The organism is Pseudomonas sp. CC6-YY-74 (assembly GCF_002025205.1).
Taxonomy (GTDB): domain Bacteria; phylum Pseudomonadota; class Gammaproteobacteria; order Pseudomonadales; family Pseudomonadaceae; genus Aquipseudomonas; species Aquipseudomonas paeninsulae.
In genome coordinates this window covers 4,871,782-4,886,659 of the sequence record NZ_CP019947.1, presented here as the reverse complement: position 1 = coordinate 4,886,659, position 14,878 = coordinate 4,871,782, and the positions used below count along the sequence as shown (strand labels likewise).

Annotated in this window: 12 protein-coding genes and 1 pseudogene; 7 read left to right on the top strand and 6 right to left on the bottom strand. The window is 63.0% G+C overall.

Annotation, left to right across the window (positions count from 1 at the left end):
- Nucleotides 1–18 precede the first annotated feature (18 nt).
- Entirely contained in the window at nt 19–1,335 is a 1,317-nt protein-coding gene (locus tag B2D37_RS22230) for a GspE/PulE family protein (RefSeq protein ID WP_079204728.1), read from the bottom strand.
- 269 nt (nt 1,336–1,604) lie between these two features.
- Between B2D37_RS22230 and B2D37_RS22225 the strand changes: the two genes are divergently transcribed.
- The 3 genes from B2D37_RS22225 (at nt 1,605) to B2D37_RS22215 (ending at nt 3,805) form a co-directional block, all read left to right on the top strand.
- Nucleotides 1,605–1,979, top strand: a complete 375-nt coding sequence (locus tag B2D37_RS22225; protein WP_079204727.1) for a hypothetical protein — start codon at nt 1,605–1,607, stop codon at nt 1,977–1,979.
- A 144-nt stretch (nt 1,980–2,123) separates the two neighbouring features.
- Nucleotides 2,124–2,468, top strand: a complete 345-nt coding sequence (locus tag B2D37_RS22220) for a zinc ribbon domain-containing protein YjdM (protein WP_079204726.1) — start codon at nt 2,124–2,126, stop codon at nt 2,466–2,468.
- A 611-nt stretch (nt 2,469–3,079) separates the two neighbouring features.
- Nucleotides 3,080–3,805 (top strand): TorF family putative porin, encoded by a 726-nt coding sequence (locus tag B2D37_RS22215; protein WP_079205072.1) that lies wholly within the window; start codon nt 3,080–3,082, stop codon nt 3,803–3,805.
- 115 nt (nt 3,806–3,920) lie between these two features.
- On the opposite strand, the gene B2D37_RS22210 is transcribed toward B2D37_RS22215, so the two are convergent.
- The 3 genes from B2D37_RS22210 to B2D37_RS22205 all read right to left on the bottom strand — a co-directional run bounded on the left by B2D37_RS22210 (nt 3,921) and on the right by B2D37_RS22205 (nt 6,196).
- Nucleotides 3,921–4,784: an oxaloacetate decarboxylase gene (locus tag B2D37_RS22210; RefSeq protein ID WP_079205071.1), complete on the bottom strand. Its 864-nt coding sequence runs from the start codon at nt 4,782–4,784 to the stop codon at nt 3,921–3,923.
- A gap of 267 nt (nt 4,785–5,051) precedes the next feature.
- Entirely contained in the window at nt 5,052–5,237 is a 186-nt protein-coding gene (locus tag B2D37_RS23260; protein WP_154067140.1) for a hypothetical protein, read from the bottom strand.
- Between the two features lie 11 nt (nt 5,238–5,248).
- Nucleotides 5,249–6,196 carry a substrate-binding domain-containing protein gene (locus B2D37_RS22205; RefSeq protein WP_079204725.1) on the bottom strand — a complete coding sequence of 316 codons (948 nt, stop codon included), beginning with the start codon at nt 6,194–6,196 and terminating at the stop codon, nt 5,249–5,251.
- A gap of 237 nt (nt 6,197–6,433) precedes the next feature.
- Here B2D37_RS22205 and B2D37_RS22200 point away from each other — a divergent pair, with 237 nt between their 5' ends.
- From B2D37_RS22200 to B2D37_RS22190, 3 genes are all read left to right on the top strand, one after another.
- A complete protein-coding gene (locus B2D37_RS22200) occupies nt 6,434–7,156 on the top strand; it encodes a VC0807 family protein (RefSeq protein ID WP_079205070.1) in 723 nt (240 codons plus the stop codon).
- 58 nt (nt 7,157–7,214) lie between these two features.
- On the top strand, nt 7,215–7,667 hold the full coding sequence (locus B2D37_RS22195; protein ID WP_079204724.1) for a YqaA family protein: 453 nt from the start codon (nt 7,215–7,217) through the stop codon (nt 7,665–7,667).
- A gap of 210 nt (nt 7,668–7,877) precedes the next feature.
- On the top strand, nt 7,878–9,146 hold the full coding sequence (locus B2D37_RS22190) for an Hsp70 family protein (RefSeq protein ID WP_079204723.1): 1,269 nt from the start codon (nt 7,878–7,880) through the stop codon (nt 9,144–9,146).
- Between the two features lie 160 nt (nt 9,147–9,306).
- On the opposite strand, the gene B2D37_RS22185 is transcribed toward B2D37_RS22190, so the two are convergent.
- The gene (locus tag B2D37_RS22185) at nt 9,307–11,646 is read right to left on the bottom strand and encodes a YgiQ family radical SAM protein (RefSeq protein WP_079204722.1); all 2,340 of its coding nucleotides are present in this window, start codon (nt 11,644–11,646) and stop codon (nt 9,307–9,309) included.
- Between the two features lie 196 nt (nt 11,647–11,842).
- On the opposite strand from B2D37_RS22185, the pseudogene B2D37_RS22180 reads away from it, so the two are divergent.
- Nucleotides 11,843–13,749: pseudogene (locus tag B2D37_RS22180) on the top strand (diguanylate cyclase domain-containing protein).
- Between the two features lie 23 nt (nt 13,750–13,772).
- On the opposite strand, the gene alr reads toward B2D37_RS22180, so the two are convergent.
- Nucleotides 13,773–14,852 (bottom strand): alanine racemase, encoded by a 1,080-nt coding sequence (alr, locus tag B2D37_RS22175; protein ID WP_079204721.1) that lies wholly within the window; start codon nt 14,850–14,852, stop codon nt 13,773–13,775.
- Between the last annotated feature and the right edge of the window lie 26 nt (nt 14,853–14,878).

Here is a 14,878-nt window from a genome sequence, read left to right as displayed (position 1 = left end):
ACCTACCGGCGCTGGCGTTTACTCCAGGCGCACCCGATACACCTCGGCCAACGAAATCAGTGAGTCGCGCGCCAGGGCCAGAGCGCTCTGGGTCAGGGGGCGCATGCCGTCGGCGATGGCCTGCGCCTCGATGGTCTGGGCCGCCACCGCGGGCTGGATCAGGGCGCGGGCGAAGGTGTAGCCGATCTGCGGTTTGACCTGAATCTGGCGAATTCCATCGATCTGGTACTCCACCGGGTCCTCGACCGTGATGATATTCACCCCGGTGTCCTTGATGCCATTGAGGGCGGCATACAGGGTGGTGCTCTTGCCTGAACCGGTCGGGCCGGTCACCAGCAGGATGCCCTGGCTGTGACTGCTGAGGATGCGAAAGCGCTCGGCATCCGCGCGGCTGAAACCGATCTGATCGAGCGTTTTGAGGCTCTGCTGGGTGTCGAGGATGCGGATCACCACGCTTTCGCCATGCACCGTCGGCATGATCGACAGGCGCAAATCGATAGTGCGATCGGCTAGCCGCACCAGATGACGACCATCCTGGGGCAGGCGCCGTTCGGCGATGTTCATCCCGCCGATGATCTTGAGCCGGCTGACAATCGCCGGCAGGTTGCCGGGCTTGATCCGGCGGATCTCCATCAGCACGCCATCGATGCGAAACAGCACGGTGACCTCGCGCTCGCCGGGGCGCAGATGGATGTCCGAGGCGTGACGGCTGATTGCATCTTCCAGCAGGCTATCGACGAAGCGCACCGTCGGCTTGTCCTCGGCCAACTGCTTGATGCAGTGCAGGCTCAACTCGGGCTCCGGGCCTTGGTGTTCGGGCAACTCCAGCGCAGTGGCCGCGCCGTAGTGCAGATTGATCGCCGCATCCACCTCATCGTCCCGCGCATGGATGGCTTCGACCTGCTTGCCGGTAACAAAACCGAGCAGGTGCAGCAAATCGCCGTTCGATGGCGTGGGCGTGGCCACCACCAACAACTCGCCCTCCAGCATCAGCGGCAATACCTGCTGCTCCCGAGCCAGGCGCTCAGGCAGCAGGAGCAATGCCGGTTGCTCGACCCTGAAGACATCCAGATTGACCCGCGCGATACCCAGTTGCTGCACCAGCGCCTCGGCCAGATGCTGCTTATCGATCAGCTCCTGCTGGAGCAGGATCTGCCCGAGCCGTCCGGTGTCGGGCTGTTGCTCCTGCAGATGCAACGCCTGCTGCAGGTTCTGCGGAGCGAGGTGCCCGCCATCCACCAAGAGATCGCCCAGCAGCTGATGGGGTCGCTCGGTTGCAGCCCGCAAACGCAAATGATCAAGCAATTGCTGGCGATCGGTGATCAGTCGCGACATGGGCAACAGGCCTAGGCAGGGAGCATCCGCCCAGTCTAAGCGCTAGCAATCAGCCAGTACTGCGTTGAATCAATAAAGCTCCTTGGGCCCTCACTGGTTAGCCCAGGTGCCGGCACGCGCGCACGCCAGCAACAGTCCGCACGGTCTTTTGCCAGCACTGGCGCCTGCGGTTTTACACAAATTTTACATCGGCATTCGGTGATTTTTCACCGGCCTGCCAGTCAAATTCTGTAACCGGCACCTGCCGACGATTTGCAGGAGATCCGCTCATGACTGGTCGTGTTCCTTTACTGGCCGTGCTTGTAGCCAGCCTGGCCCTGGCGGGCGAGGCCTCGGCGCATGGTTCCGAGCGCAATGCCGTGATTGCCGGCGCGCTCGTCGGGGCCGTAGTCGGCGGCGTCATCGTCGCCAATAGCCGCTATGACCGGGTGCCGGTGTATGTCGAAATCGGCGCGCCGCCACCACCTGTCCACTACGAGCCCTATCCGCGCTACTACCAGGCGCCGCCGGTGTACTACCAGCCCTACCCGGTGGAGGTCAGGCCGTATTACCAGTACGGGCCGGGCCACAAATTCCGCCAGCACAAGCACCACTACCGCAAGCACCAACGGCATAACCGCGGTTATTACGCGCCACGCTGGTAGCGCCGCCTTTGCCTCCCGCTTATCGCGGCCGGCGGGTGGTCTGCGTGACAGGCCGGGGAGTGCCGCGCGCCGCGCAGGCTCAACCCCACGACAAAACCCTATATAATATGCGGCTTTGAATAATCCTGCCCCAAAGGACCCGCCGTGAGCACTCTGCCTCCCTGCCCCAAATGCAATTCCGAATTCAGCTATGAAGACGGCCAGCTGCTGATCTGTCCGGAATGCGCCCACGAGTGGTCTGCCGATGGCGCAGCCGACGCCGCGACAGACGACGACAAAGTGATCAAGGATTCGGCCGGCAACGTGCTGCAGGATGGCGACACCATCACCGTGATCAAAGACCTCAAGGTCAAAGGTTCCTCGCTGGTGGTCAAGGTCGGCACCAAGGTCAAGGGCATCCGCCTGTGCGACGGCGACCACGACATCGACTGCAAGATCGACGGCATCGGCGCCATGAAGCTCAAATCCGAGTTCGTCAGGAAGGTCTGACCGAGCGAGCGTTCCCACGCCCACGCGGGAACGCTCACCCAGGATGTGCTGTACATAGCCGCCAACCCCCAGCCAAATTCAGCGCCTGCAGGATGCGCCGCGCGCCCATCACCCCACGCAAACGCCGCTCCCCGATCACCTGCTTTCACCGGCCCCCGAAAACCTAGAAAACCTAGAAAACCTTGACCAGGCTGGCCGTTGAAAATCTAGGCAAGGCAACCAAGACATAGCAAAAAAGGCCGCTACGCCGCGCAGCGGAGTAACTGCTGCAGGCTGGCCCACAGGGCGAACGGCCGTGAGTCAAAGACGGCGTTTACCTACTGTAGGTGAGCATCTTTGATGGAGCCGCCGAGCCGGGCGCTCGCATTCGCGGCCATTTTTAACGCCGCATTGCAACGCAGGTAGATTTCAACGGTCTACTAGCACTGCCCATCAATCACTCGCCGCTCACTCGACGGGGAACCTCGCCCGTGAGCCCAGTGGCTATCCTTGCAACCTCGCTAAACCGGCCGTAGCGGTTTCAGCCGCCGCGGCAAGACTCTGCGATACGGAGGTTCACTTCCTGCGCTTCGCTGCAGCGTATCGCTGCTTTTTAACGGCCAATGGACGTGATGTTAAAGAAAACTCTGCTGACACTATTCCTGCTGCTGAGCGCTGGCTGCATCGCCACTAGCGATGTACTGGAACGTGAAGTCGGCGACTTCGACCTCAAGCTCGGCACCGCCCCGACCCGCAGCATGGCCCAGGGCCTGATACAGCCGAGTAGCGCAGGTGCGTTCCACGGCGGGCTGGATCTGACGCATGCGAGTGGCTGGTACATCGGCCAATGGTCGCCCAGCGTCGGCCTGAGCAATGGCAGCCAGCTGAAGATGAATACCTACCTGGGCTTTGCCCAGCAACCCTTCAATTCATCCCTGGGCTATGAGCTGGGGCTGATCAGCTACAGCCTCCCGCAAGCCAGCGATTTGAATCACCAGCAATACTACGCCGGCCTGAATTTCGCCGGCAGCCGGCTCGGTGCGGCGCTGAGCAATGCGCCCGGGCGCCGCGACAGCACCTTGTTGCTCGATCTGGGTTCGCTCACCCCGTTCGGCACCGGACTGCAGCTGGCCTATGCCAACCACGCACTGGATGAGCCGCAGCGTCTCGCCGACGGTCGCAGTGTGCGAGTGTTCCACGACTGGTCGCTGAACCTGTCACGGCCCTGGTTCGGCATCCAGTTCGACCTGTCCTACAGCGATTCGAACCTGAGCGGTACGCAATGCACGGCCTATTCCGGGCTGAATGCCCGGTGCGATACGTTGCTGATGTTCGAGGCCGAGCGGCCGCTGTACTGAGCGCTGGTGAAACACGGGGCCATTTAGCCCACTCAACTCCCCTTCGCTTTCACCCAGCGTGCCTTGCCGCGACCGCACTCGATATTTTCACAACCTCTGAGCGCCGCGGCGCGGCTCATTCCTTGACGTCCATGAACTCCTCGGCCCAGGCCATGTACTCCTCGGGCAAGGTGTATTTGTGCGCCAGTTCGGAGGCGCTGAGATCACTGGCATCGACGCCGCGCTGTTCGCGCAGACAGTCGTAGGTCGCCTTGATCGCGGCGAAGTAGGCGGCGTGGCCGTTGACCACTATGCGCACACCGAGGCTGGCCAGGCGGGCGTTATCGCGCAGCCTGGGGTTGCCGTAGGTAACCAGCATCAGCGGGATGCTCAGGTGTTCGGCGATCTGCTCCAGGTGGGCGAAATCCTCGATGCCGACGAGGCAGATGCCATCGACGCCGGCGGCTTGATACGCGAGGGTGCGGCGGACCACTTCGTCGACCGCCAATAAGCCGGCATGGGTACGGGCGATGATTGCCAGAGCCGGATCGACCCGCGCCTGCAACGCCGCGCGCAGCTTGCCGACGCCCTCCTCAACGGTAATCAGGTCGGTGGATTTGCGCCCGAACTGGGCCGGCAGCAGGGTGTCCTCCAGGGTCAGCGCGGCGATGCCGGCACGCTCCAGCTCGACCACGGTGCGCATTACATTGAGCGCATTGCCGTAGCCGTGGTCGGCGTCGGCGATCACCGGCAGGCGGCTGACCCGACCGATACGGGTGGCCTGTTCGACGAATTCGCTGAGGCTGATCAGGGCGAAGTCAGGTGCAGCCAGCACCTGCAGCGCGGCCACCGAGCCGCCGAGGATGCCAACCTCGAAGCCCAGATCGGCGGCAATCCGCGCCGACATGGGATCGAATACCGAGGCGCTGTGATAGCAGGTGTCCGAGGCGAGCAAGGCACGAAAGGCACTGCGCAACTCATGGTGGGAAGCTCGTTGCATGATCGGCATAAGGTATTTTCCAAAACAGCTGTTGAATCGGCGATGTCCGGCCTGGCGTGATGGTTCGGTAACCAAGGCGTCGAGCCCAGCATGGGGCCGCAAGCAGCACTAAAGGTGGCGCGAAGCGCCGCGGACATGGCGTTAGGTTGATTTAACCTGCAGCAATTATCCCACCAACTCAGCGCAGCTGCGCTGGCAGCATGGCAGGGAGGCAAGGATTGGCGGGAAATCACCTCAGCGCGGTCATCATGACGCATTTCCGCCCGCTCACCCGCTCAGGGTTTCGTCGCTGCACCACTCTGCCTGTGACGGCAGCAAGCGCAGGATCTGTGCGGCCGACCCGCCAGGTTCGATCAGTGCCTGGATGATCGCCACCGACAGGCAGGGGAAACGCAGGAGGAACCTGATGGCCGCGCTGTAGCGCGCCAATGACGGTACCAGACGCCAGAGCACCCGGCCTGACGTCAAGGGCGCCAGGGTAATACCAAGAGTTCCTTGACCTCCGGCCGATCGAGGTTCTCCCGGGTCACCAGCATTACCTCCAGTTCGATCTGCCGCCGCCGCGGCTCCACGCGTTTGTCGCGCAAGGCGCGCTGGGCCAGGCGTACGCTCCGATAGCCCATGGCGTAGGGCTGCTGGATTACCATCGCGTCGAGCTGACCGTTCCCGAGTGCATCAGCCAGCAAGTGGCCGCCATCGAAGCCCACATGCCGCAGCCGTCCAGCCGCGTGCAGACGCAGCAGCGCGGCATGGGTGACGCGGGTGGTGGAGTCGTTTGGGGTAAACAGCGCATCGAGCTGTGGCAGCTGCGCGCGCAGGGCACTGAACGTCACCTCGGGATCATCGCCGAGGGCTTGATTGAAGACGATGCGTAGCCCCGCAGCCTTCACCGCCTGGATAAACCCGCGCTGACGCTCGTCGGTGGAGGCGGCTGGCGGACTCATGCCGATCACCCCGACCCGCCCTTTGCCGCCCAGCACTTGTCCCAGGTGCTGCCCAGCCAGCTGACCGGCCTGGTAATTGTTGGAGGCAATCACCGCTTGCACATCGGCGCCGCCGACATCGCGATCGATGTAGAAGCTGAGAATTCCCCGCGCCTTGAGTTCGCTGACCTTGGCGATGATCTCGGTGCCGCTCGGGGCGATGATTAGCGCCTTGCACCCGCGTTCGACGACCCGGTCGATCAGTTGCAGCTGCGTCTCGACCCGGCCCTCGCGACTTGGCCCGCGAAAATAGATGTCGACGCCGGTTTCCCTGGCCGCCTGCAGCGCGCCGGCTTCCACCTGAGTCCAGAAGATGTGGCCGCCGGCAGGCACTACGCCGATGCACTCCTTCGCCGCAAGCGGGCCAGCCAGCAAGGCGTACACGGCCAACAGCAGGTTGGCCCAGCGCACACGCGTGAAGAACTGCATCGCTGGCCTCCTACGGTCAGGCAACCGCCAACACTGAGTAATATCACCCTAGCATCAGGGTGTTAGGAGCGCCGGGTAACCCGCAAATTATTTCAGCCAGAATTTCGTCGGCTACCGCAAGACCGCCTGCCGGCACAGCCCTGCCGCACAACCTTGTCACAGTCCAACCGACAGTCGGACTGGCGGCAGAGGCCCAAGCAGGCGATGATCAGCACTCATTCCTGCGCCATGAACGACATGACCGATCCCATGCACAGCTCTACCGCCACACACAAGCCCCGTCCGTTTGTGGATTTGCTCGTCAGCATCCTGATTCCCTCACTGATTCTCATGAAGCTCAGCGGCGAATCCAAGCTCGGCGCCGATGGCGCGCTGATTCTGGCCCTGGCTTTCCCCCTCGGCTGGGGCACCTTCGAGCTGCTCAAGTACCGCAAATTCAACTTCATCGCCCTGCTCGGCTTGGTCAGCGTACTGCTGACCGGCGGCATCGGCCTGCTCAAGCTGGACAACCAGTGGCTGGCGATCAAGGAAGCGGCGATCCCTTGCTTGATCGGCATTGCCGTGCTGGTGTCGACTCGCACCCGCTACCCGCTGATCCGCACCATGCTGTTCAATAAAAAAGTGCTCAATGTCGACAAGATCCATGAGCGCCTGGAACAGGGCGGTCATATCCAGCACTTCGAAACGCGCCTGCTGACCGCCACCTACTACCTGAGTGGCACCTTCTTCTTTTCCTCGGCGATGAACTATGTGCTGGCCAAGTGGATCGTGATCAGCCCATCCGGCAGCGAGGCCTTCAATGCCGAATTGGGCCGGATGAATCTGCTCAGCTACCCGATGATCGCAATCCCCTCGATGATCATGCTGATGGTGATCTTCTATTACCTGTGGCGCACCATTCACGGCCTGACCGGCTTGAAGCTGGACGAGATCATGGCCGGCGCCGAGCAGGAGTCGTAATTCCCCCTGCGACTAAGGCGGCGCTGCCTAGTCCAGGCTGCCGCCAGGCCCGCCCACAGTGCTGACCCTTTCCGTCTACCTGGGCCTGTTTCTCTCCGCCTTCGGCGCCGCGACCTTGCTGCCTTTGCAGTCCGAGGCGGTGCTGGTCAGCCTGCTGCTCAGCGAGGCCTACCCGTTGTGGCTGCTGGTGGCGGTGGCCAGCGTCGGTAACGTCCTCGGTGCGCTGGCCAACTGGCTGCTGGGGCGCTACCTCGAACACTTCCGCCAGCGTCGCTGGTTCCCGGTCAGTGAACCGCGGCTGCAACAGGCCCAGGGCTGGTATGCGCGCTACGGGCGCTGGTCGCTGTTGCTCAGCTGGCTGCCAATCATCGGCGATCCATTGACCCTGGTCGCCGGGGTGATGCGCGAGCGCTGCTGGATTTTCCTGTTGATCGTCAGCCTGGCCAAGACCGGGCGTTACCTGGCGCTGGCCGCGCTGACCCTGGGCTGGGGTTCATTCGTCGCGGCATAGGGTAATTGCGGCAGCATTGCGCGGACATATCCCATAGAATGCCCGGCCGTTTTTTGTGTTCAGCACATCCATGTGCCTCACCTTCGGGGCTTTCGCGCAAAAACGCTCCCGGCGTTTTTGTGGCCATGCCATCCATGGCGGCACCCTCCGGGACGTCGCTACGCGACGTCAAAAATTTCTCCCGGTATTTTTTCAGGAACAGCGCGACGCATGACCTTCTCTACTCCCGCCCGCGCCTGCGGCATCGACTTCGGCACCTCCAACTCCACCGTCGGCTGGCTGCGTCCTGACGCCGAGACCCTGATCAGCCTGGAAGACGGCAAGATCACCCTGCCTTCGGTGATTTTCTTCAACCTCGAGGAACGCCGCCCGGTCTACGGCCGCCTGGCCCTGCAGGAATACCTGGAAGGCTATGAAGGCCGGCTGATGCGCTCGCTGAAAAGCCTGCTCGGCTCCAAGCTGCTGAAGAGTGAAACCACGGTGCTGGGCAGCGCCCTGCCGTTCAAGGACCTGCTTGGGTTCTATATCGGTGAGCTGAAAAGTCGCGCCGAAGCCGTGGCCCAGCGACCATTCGAGGAAGTGGTACTCGGTCGCCCGGTATTTTTCGTCGACGATGACCCGCTCGCCGATCAGGACGCGCAGAACACCCTGGTGACCGTGGCACACAAGCTCGGTTTCAAGGAGGTGTCCTTCCAGTACGAGCCGATCGCCGCGGCCTTCGACTACGAGTCGGGCATCGCCCGCGAGGAGCTGGTGTTGATCGTCGATATCGGCGGCGGTACCTCGGACTTCTCCCTGGTGCGTCTGTCGCCCGAGCGGCGCGCTTTGGCCGAGCGGCATGACGATATCCTTGCCACTGGCGGCGTGCATATCGGCGGTACCGATTTCGACAAACAGCTCAGCCTGCAGGGCGTGATGCCGCTGTTCGGCTACGGCAGCCGGATGAAGAGCGCCGCGCCGATGCCCACCAGCACCCACCTGAACCTGGCCACCTGGCACACCATCAACGCGGTCTACTCGGCGCAATCGCAGCGCCAGTTACAGAGCATGCGCTACGACATCGTCGACCCGATCGGCATCGACCGCCTGTTCAAGCTGATCGAGCGCCGCGACGGCCATTGGCTGGCGATGCAGGTGGAAGACAGCAAGATCGGCCTGACTGAGCAGGACGCCCGGCCTATCGACCTGAGCCGGGTAGAACCCGGCCTGGTTGCCGAGCTGACCCGCGAGTTGTTTGAAAACGCCATCGAGCCGCTGCTCGAACGGGTGCGCGCCAGCGTGACGCAGCTGCTCGGCGATGCCGGGGTAAGCGTCGAGCAGGTCGATACGGTGTTCTTTACCGGCGGCTCCAGCGGCATCCCGGCCTTGCGCCAGAGCGTCGCGGCGATGCTGCCCAACGCCCGGCATGTGGAAGGCAACACCTTCGGCAGCATCGGCAGCGGCCTGGCCATCGAGGCAATGAAACGCTACGGCAGCTGATCGACAGCGGTTAAGGCGGGACTCTAAACAGCGCAAAAGCTCGCGGCTAAAGCCCCGTCCACATACACAGTAACTCCCGTGGGAGGGGCTTTAACCGCGACAGACTGATCGATGGGTTACGCCGCTGCGCGGCTAACCCATCCACAGACCGTAAAACCAGTTAGCGCGGTACGGCTGGCTTCTTCGCTGGCTTCTTGCCTTTGCCCTTGCCGGCATCGGCGCGTTCCTTGGCAGCCTGCTGGTTACGCACCTGGGCGGCGGCCTTGGCCTGCTCGCGCTTGTCCCAGGGGTTGCCCGCACTCGCGCCCGCGCCGGTGTCACGCGGCGGCAGGCCGGTGTGCTGGGTCAGCAGCGGCCGAGTCTTGTCGCCAGAATTGCGAGCTGCAGCCGCCCCACCGACCTTCTTGCTGCCGACCGGGGTGGAGTTCTTCCGTCGCGCGCTCTGGTAGCTGTCGGTGGCCGGCTGATGCAGCGGAATCAACTGGTTCTTGCCCGGCCCGATCAGGTCGCTACGGCCCATGCGTTCCAGCGCTTCGCGCAGCATCGGCCAGCCTTTCGGGTCGTGGTAGCGCAGGAAGGCCTTGTGCAGGCGGCGCTGCGCCTCGCTCTTGACGATGGGCACGCCGTCGCTCTTGTAGGTGACCTTGCGCAGCGGGTTCTTGCCCGAATGGTACATGGCGGTGGCGGTGGCCATCGGCGAGGGGTAGAAGGCCTGTACCTGGTCGGCGCGGAAGCCGCTGCTCTTGAGCCACAGGGCGAGGTTCATCATGTCCTCGTCGCTGGTGCCGGGGTGCGCGGCGATAAAGTACGGGATCAGGTACTGCTCTTTGCCCGCTTCTTTCGAGTACTTCTCGAACATGCGCTTGAATTTGTCGTAGCTGCCGATGCCCGGCTTCATCATCTTGTTCAGCGGGCCTTCCTCGGTGTGCTCCGGGGCAATCTTCAGGTAACCGCCAACATGGTGGGTGACCAGTTCCTTGACGTACTCCGGCGACTCCACGGCGAGGTCGTAACGCAGACCCGAGGCAATCAGGATCTTCTTCACCCCCGGCAAGGCGCGGGCCGAGCGATACAGCTGGATCAATGCCGAATGGTCAGTATTGAGGTTTTCGCAGATGCCGGGGAACACGCAAGACGGCTTGCGGCAGGCCGATTCGATTTCCGGGCTCTTGCAGGCGATGCGGTACATGTTGGCGGTTGGACCACCAAGATCGGAGATCACCCCGGTAAAGCCTGGCACCTTGTCGCGAATTTCTTCGATCTCGCGAATGATCGACTCTTCCGAACGATTCTGGATGATCCGCCCCTCATGCTCGGTGATCGAGCAAAAGGTACAACCGCCGAAGCAGCCACGCATGATATTGACCGAGAAGCGGATCATCTCGTAGGCCGGAATTTTCTCCTTGCCGTACGCCGGGTGCGGCACCCGCGCATAGGGCATGCCGAACACGTAATCCATCTCTTCGGTGGTCATCGGAATCGGTGGCGGGGTGAACCAGACATCCACCTCGCCATGCTTCTGCACCAGGGCGCGGGCGTTACCCGGGTTGGTTTCCAGGTGCAGCACGCGGTTGGCGTGGGCGTACAACACCGAATCGGCACGCACCTTCTCGAATGAAGGCAGGCGGATTACCGTCTTGTCGCGCTCCAGCCGTGGGTGCGGCAGCAACTGCACCACCTTGGCCTCATTCGGATCGTCCTGCGGTCCCTTCTCCTGCTCGATGGCGCAGGCCTGAGTGTCCTGGGTGTTCACGTAGGGGTTGATGATCTTGTCGACCTTGCCCGGCCGATCGATACGGCTGGAGTCAATCTCCATCCAGCCGTCCGGCGTATCGCGGCGGATAAAGGCGGTGCCGCGAATATCGGTGATATCTTCGATCTTGTGGCCGTAGGACAGGCGCTGGGCCACTTCGACGATGGCCCGCTCGGCGTTGCCGTAGAGCAGAATGTCGGCACAGGCGTCGATCAGGATCGAGTGGCGGACCTTGTCCTGCCAGTAATCGTAATGAGCGATGCGCCGCAGCGAGGCCTCGATGCCGCCAAGCACGATCGGCACATGCTTGTAGGCTTCTTTGCAGCGCTGGCTGTACACCAGGCTGGCACGATCCGGGCGCTTGCCGGCCAGTCCACCAGGGGTGTAGGCATCGTCGGAACGGATTTTCTTATCGGCGGTGTAACGGTTGATCATCGAATCCATATTGCCGGCCGCGACGCCGAAGAACAGATTCGGCTCGCCGAGCTTCATGAAATCGTCTTTGCTGCTCCAGTCCGGCTGGGCAATGATGCCGACCCGAAAGCCCTGAGACTCGAGCAGGCGACCGATGATCGCCATGCCAAACGACGGATGGTCGACATAGGCATCGCCGGTGACGATGATGATGTCGCAACTGTCCCAGCCAAGCTGATCCATCTCTTCCCGGCTCATCGGCAGGAAAGGCGCCGGGCCGAAGCACTCGGCCCAGTATTTTGGATAGTCGAACAACGGCTTGGCTGCGTGCATGGATATGACCGAGATGTCAGGATTAAACGGTCGCGGAATATAGCACAAATTTTGACCAAGTCCGACCCTGATACTAGGACAATCCCAGGTAACGGGGCCTGCGCCGGGCACACGGCATTTGTGATCACATTCAGACTTATGGCTATACTCGACCGATCGCGTCGCCGGTAACAGTGCCGGGCATAAGGAGTATGCAGTGCAGCGGATAGTCTCCTCGTTCATTCTACTGTTGAGCCTGTTCTGCCTGCCCGCCGCGGTCAGTGCGGCGACTATCCTGCTCGACAGCGCCAGCAGCGGGCGCATGCTCAACGGGCAGATTGAACTGCTGGAGGACACCGGCGCTCGGCTGAGCATCGCCGACATGGCGGACCCGGCCGTGCAAAGCCGTTTTCAGCCGGCGGATGGCCGGGCCACCGTCGGCCAGAGCCGCCACCCTGGTGGATCAAGGTCAGCCTGCAGCGCGGCCAGGACACACCCAGCCAGTGGTGGCTGGAAAACGCCGGCATCACCATCTTCGACCTGCAACTCTACCTGCCCGACGGCCAGGGCGGCTGGCACGCGCGCACCACGGGCACGGCGGCGCCCTACGCCGAGGGTCGCGACTACGCCTATAGACGCATGCTGTTCAAACTGCCCGAGTTGGGTGAAGAACCCCTGACCTTGTACTTCCGCAGCCTCGACCCCGCCGGCAACTCCTTCCCGTTGACCATCTGGCAGCTCGGCGACCTCGCGCAACAGGCCAGCAACGAAAATATCGGCTTCGGCCTGATCTACGGGATGATCCTGGCGTTGCTGCTCTACAACCTGTTCATCCTGATCGCCCTGCGCGACAAGGCTTATCTCTGGTACGTGCTGGCCACCGCCTGCGTGCTGGTGTTCATCCTCAGCATGACCGGTCACGGCTTCCAGTACCTGTGGCCCGACAACGCCGTGCCCTTCTGGCTGGATCGCATCACCCTGCCCTCGCTCTGGGGCATTTTCGTCATGCGCTTCACCCAGGAGCTGCTCTACACCAAACACGGCTTGATCTGGCCGCATCGCCTGCTGAATACCGGCTACCTGCTGTATGTCATCGCCATCACCATCAACGCCTTCGGCTACCGCGCCGAAGCTGCCTTGCTGATCGCCCTGACGCCGCTCGTTACGGTGCCCACCGCCCTGTTCAGTGCCGGCGTGCGCTGCTACCAGGGGTTTTTCCCGGCGCGCTTCTACCTGCTCGGCTACGGCGCCGTACTCGGCAGTACCGTGGTGTTGGTGATGCGCGCGGCCGGGTTGATCGAGCCGCACAACTTCACCGCCTACCTGTTCCCACTGTCGGTCGCCGCAGAAACCATCCTGTTTTCCTTTGCCCTGGCCTATCGCATCCAGATGCTCAAGCAAGAAAAAGCCGCAGCGCTAAGACAAGCCGATTGCGAGAAAACCGCACGCCTGGCACTGGCCCAGGGCAACGCCGACGACCTGCAGCGCGCGGTGGAGCTACGCACCGCGGAGCTGGCCGCAACCAACCAGCGGCTGCTGCAACGCGAACTGGAACTGCAACACGCCGCCTTCCACGATCTGCTGACCGAACTGCCGAACCGCCGCTATCTGGTCGAACGCACCGAAACCGCCCTGGCCAACGCCGAACGCCACGGCGAAAGCGTGGCATTGATGCTGATCGACCTCGACCACTTCAAGCCGATCAACGACCGCTTTGGCCACGATGCCGGCGACCTGATGCTGCAAGTGGTTGCCAAGCGCCTGCGCGAACACGTGCGCAGCGGCGATACCGTGGCCCGCTTGGGCGGCGATGAGTTCGCCGTGCTGATCTGCGGCGACGAGGCCGAACGGCACGCCCGCGAGATCGCCTCGCGCCTGCTTGCCGAACTGGCGCAGCCGGTACTCTATGGCGCCGAACGGCTGACGGTGACCATCAGCATCGGCGTGGCCCTCTACCCGCAACACGCCAGCCACTTCGCCAGCCTCTACAAGGCCGCCGACGAGGCGCTGTACAGGGCCAAGGCCCGCGGCCGCTCGGGCTCGTCAGTGTGTGGCGACGACGGCGAACTGAGCAGCAGTGCACGCCTGCATCTGGATGTGCTCAAGGTCACCAGCGGCCTGTAGTGGCCTAGCTCGCCAGCACCCGCTCAGGCGTTGCGATAACGCCGCGGTACGCGCTGGGTGACCTTGCTCAACAGCTCATAGCCGATGGTGCCGGCCGCCCGCGCAACCTCATCCACCGGCAGTTGTGCGCCCCACAGCTGCACTTCATCACCCATCCGGGCGGCTGGCAGATCGGTGAGATCGACCGTCAGCATATCCATCGATACCCGCCCCGCCAGCGCCACACGCTGCCCGCGCACCAACACCGGCGTACCGCTCGGCGCATGGCGCGGATAACCATCGGCGTAGCCGCAACTCACCGTGCCTATGCGCGACGGCCGCTCGGCTCGCCAACTACAGCCATAGCCGACGCGTTCACCGACGGCCACATCGCGGCAGGCAATCAGCTGCGCCGTCAGGGTCATCGCCGGCACAAGACCCAGCTCGGCAGCGCCCAGCTCGGCAAAAGGCGTGGCGCCGTAGAGCATGATGCCCGGCCGCAACCAATCCATATGCGCCGCCGCAATGGTCAGAATGGCCGCCGAGTTGGCCAGCGAGCGCTGAGCGAAGTCCAGGTCGAGCAGCTCGAGGAATGCCTCGAGCTGCCGCTCGGTCATTTCATGGCCACGCTCATCGGCGCAGGCAAAGTGGCTGAGCAGGTTCAACTCGGCCACCGCCGCCGCGCCGTGCAAGCGCGCATGCCAGGCGCGCAGGGCGGGCCCATTGAAACCCAGGCGATGCATGCCACTGTCCAGCTTTAGCCAGATATTCAACGGCCGGCTCAGCTTGGCCGCGAGAAGATCCGCCGCCTGCTGTTCGCCCTGCAGCACCAGATCCAGGCCCAATTGCGCAGCCAGTTGATATTCCGCCGCCTCGAAACAACCTTCGAGTAACAGGATCCGCGCCTCTGCATGCAGCGCCCGCACCTCGACCGCCTCCTCCAGGCAGGCCACGGCAAAACCATCGGCATGATCAAACAACGCCGTCACCACCTCGCCTACGCCATGTCCATAGGCATTCGCCTTGACCACCGCAAAGGCCTGCCGGCCCGGCGCACAGCGCTTGGCCACGGCATAGTTATGGCGGATGGCGGCAAGATCGATGGTGGCAACGAGGGGGCGCATGGGCGGAATGTCCTGAAAACAAAACG

What these genes read in the sequence shown, in the direction of transcription:
- B2D37_RS22230 (WP_079204728.1), bottom strand. Translation starts at nt 1,335, where the DNA reads ATGTCGCGACTGATCACCGATCGCCAGCAATTGCTTGATCATTTGCGT.
- B2D37_RS22225 (WP_079204727.1), top strand. Translation starts at nt 1,605, where the DNA reads ATGACTGGTCGTGTTCCTTTACTGGCCGTGCTTGTAGCCAGCCTGGCC.
- B2D37_RS22215 (WP_079205072.1), top strand. Translation starts at nt 3,080, where the DNA reads ATGTTAAAGAAAACTCTGCTGACACTATTCCTGCTGCTGAGCGCTGGC.
- B2D37_RS22210 (WP_079205071.1), bottom strand. Translation starts at nt 4,784, where the DNA reads ATGCAACGAGCTTCCCACCATGAGTTGCGCAGTGCCTTTCGTGCCTTG.
- B2D37_RS22205 (WP_079204725.1), bottom strand. Translation starts at nt 6,196, where the DNA reads ATGCAGTTCTTCACGCGTGTGCGCTGGGCCAACCTGCTGTTGGCCGTG.
- B2D37_RS22200 (WP_079205070.1), top strand. Translation starts at nt 6,434, where the DNA reads ATGACCGATCCCATGCACAGCTCTACCGCCACACACAAGCCCCGTCCG.
- B2D37_RS22190 (WP_079204723.1), top strand. Translation starts at nt 7,878, where the DNA reads ATGACCTTCTCTACTCCCGCCCGCGCCTGCGGCATCGACTTCGGCACC.
- B2D37_RS22185 (WP_079204722.1), bottom strand. Translation starts at nt 11,646, where the DNA reads ATGCACGCAGCCAAGCCGTTGTTCGACTATCCAAAATACTGGGCCGAG.
- alr (WP_079204721.1), bottom strand. Translation starts at nt 14,852, where the DNA reads ATGCGCCCCCTCGTTGCCACCATCGATCTTGCCGCCATCCGCCATAAC.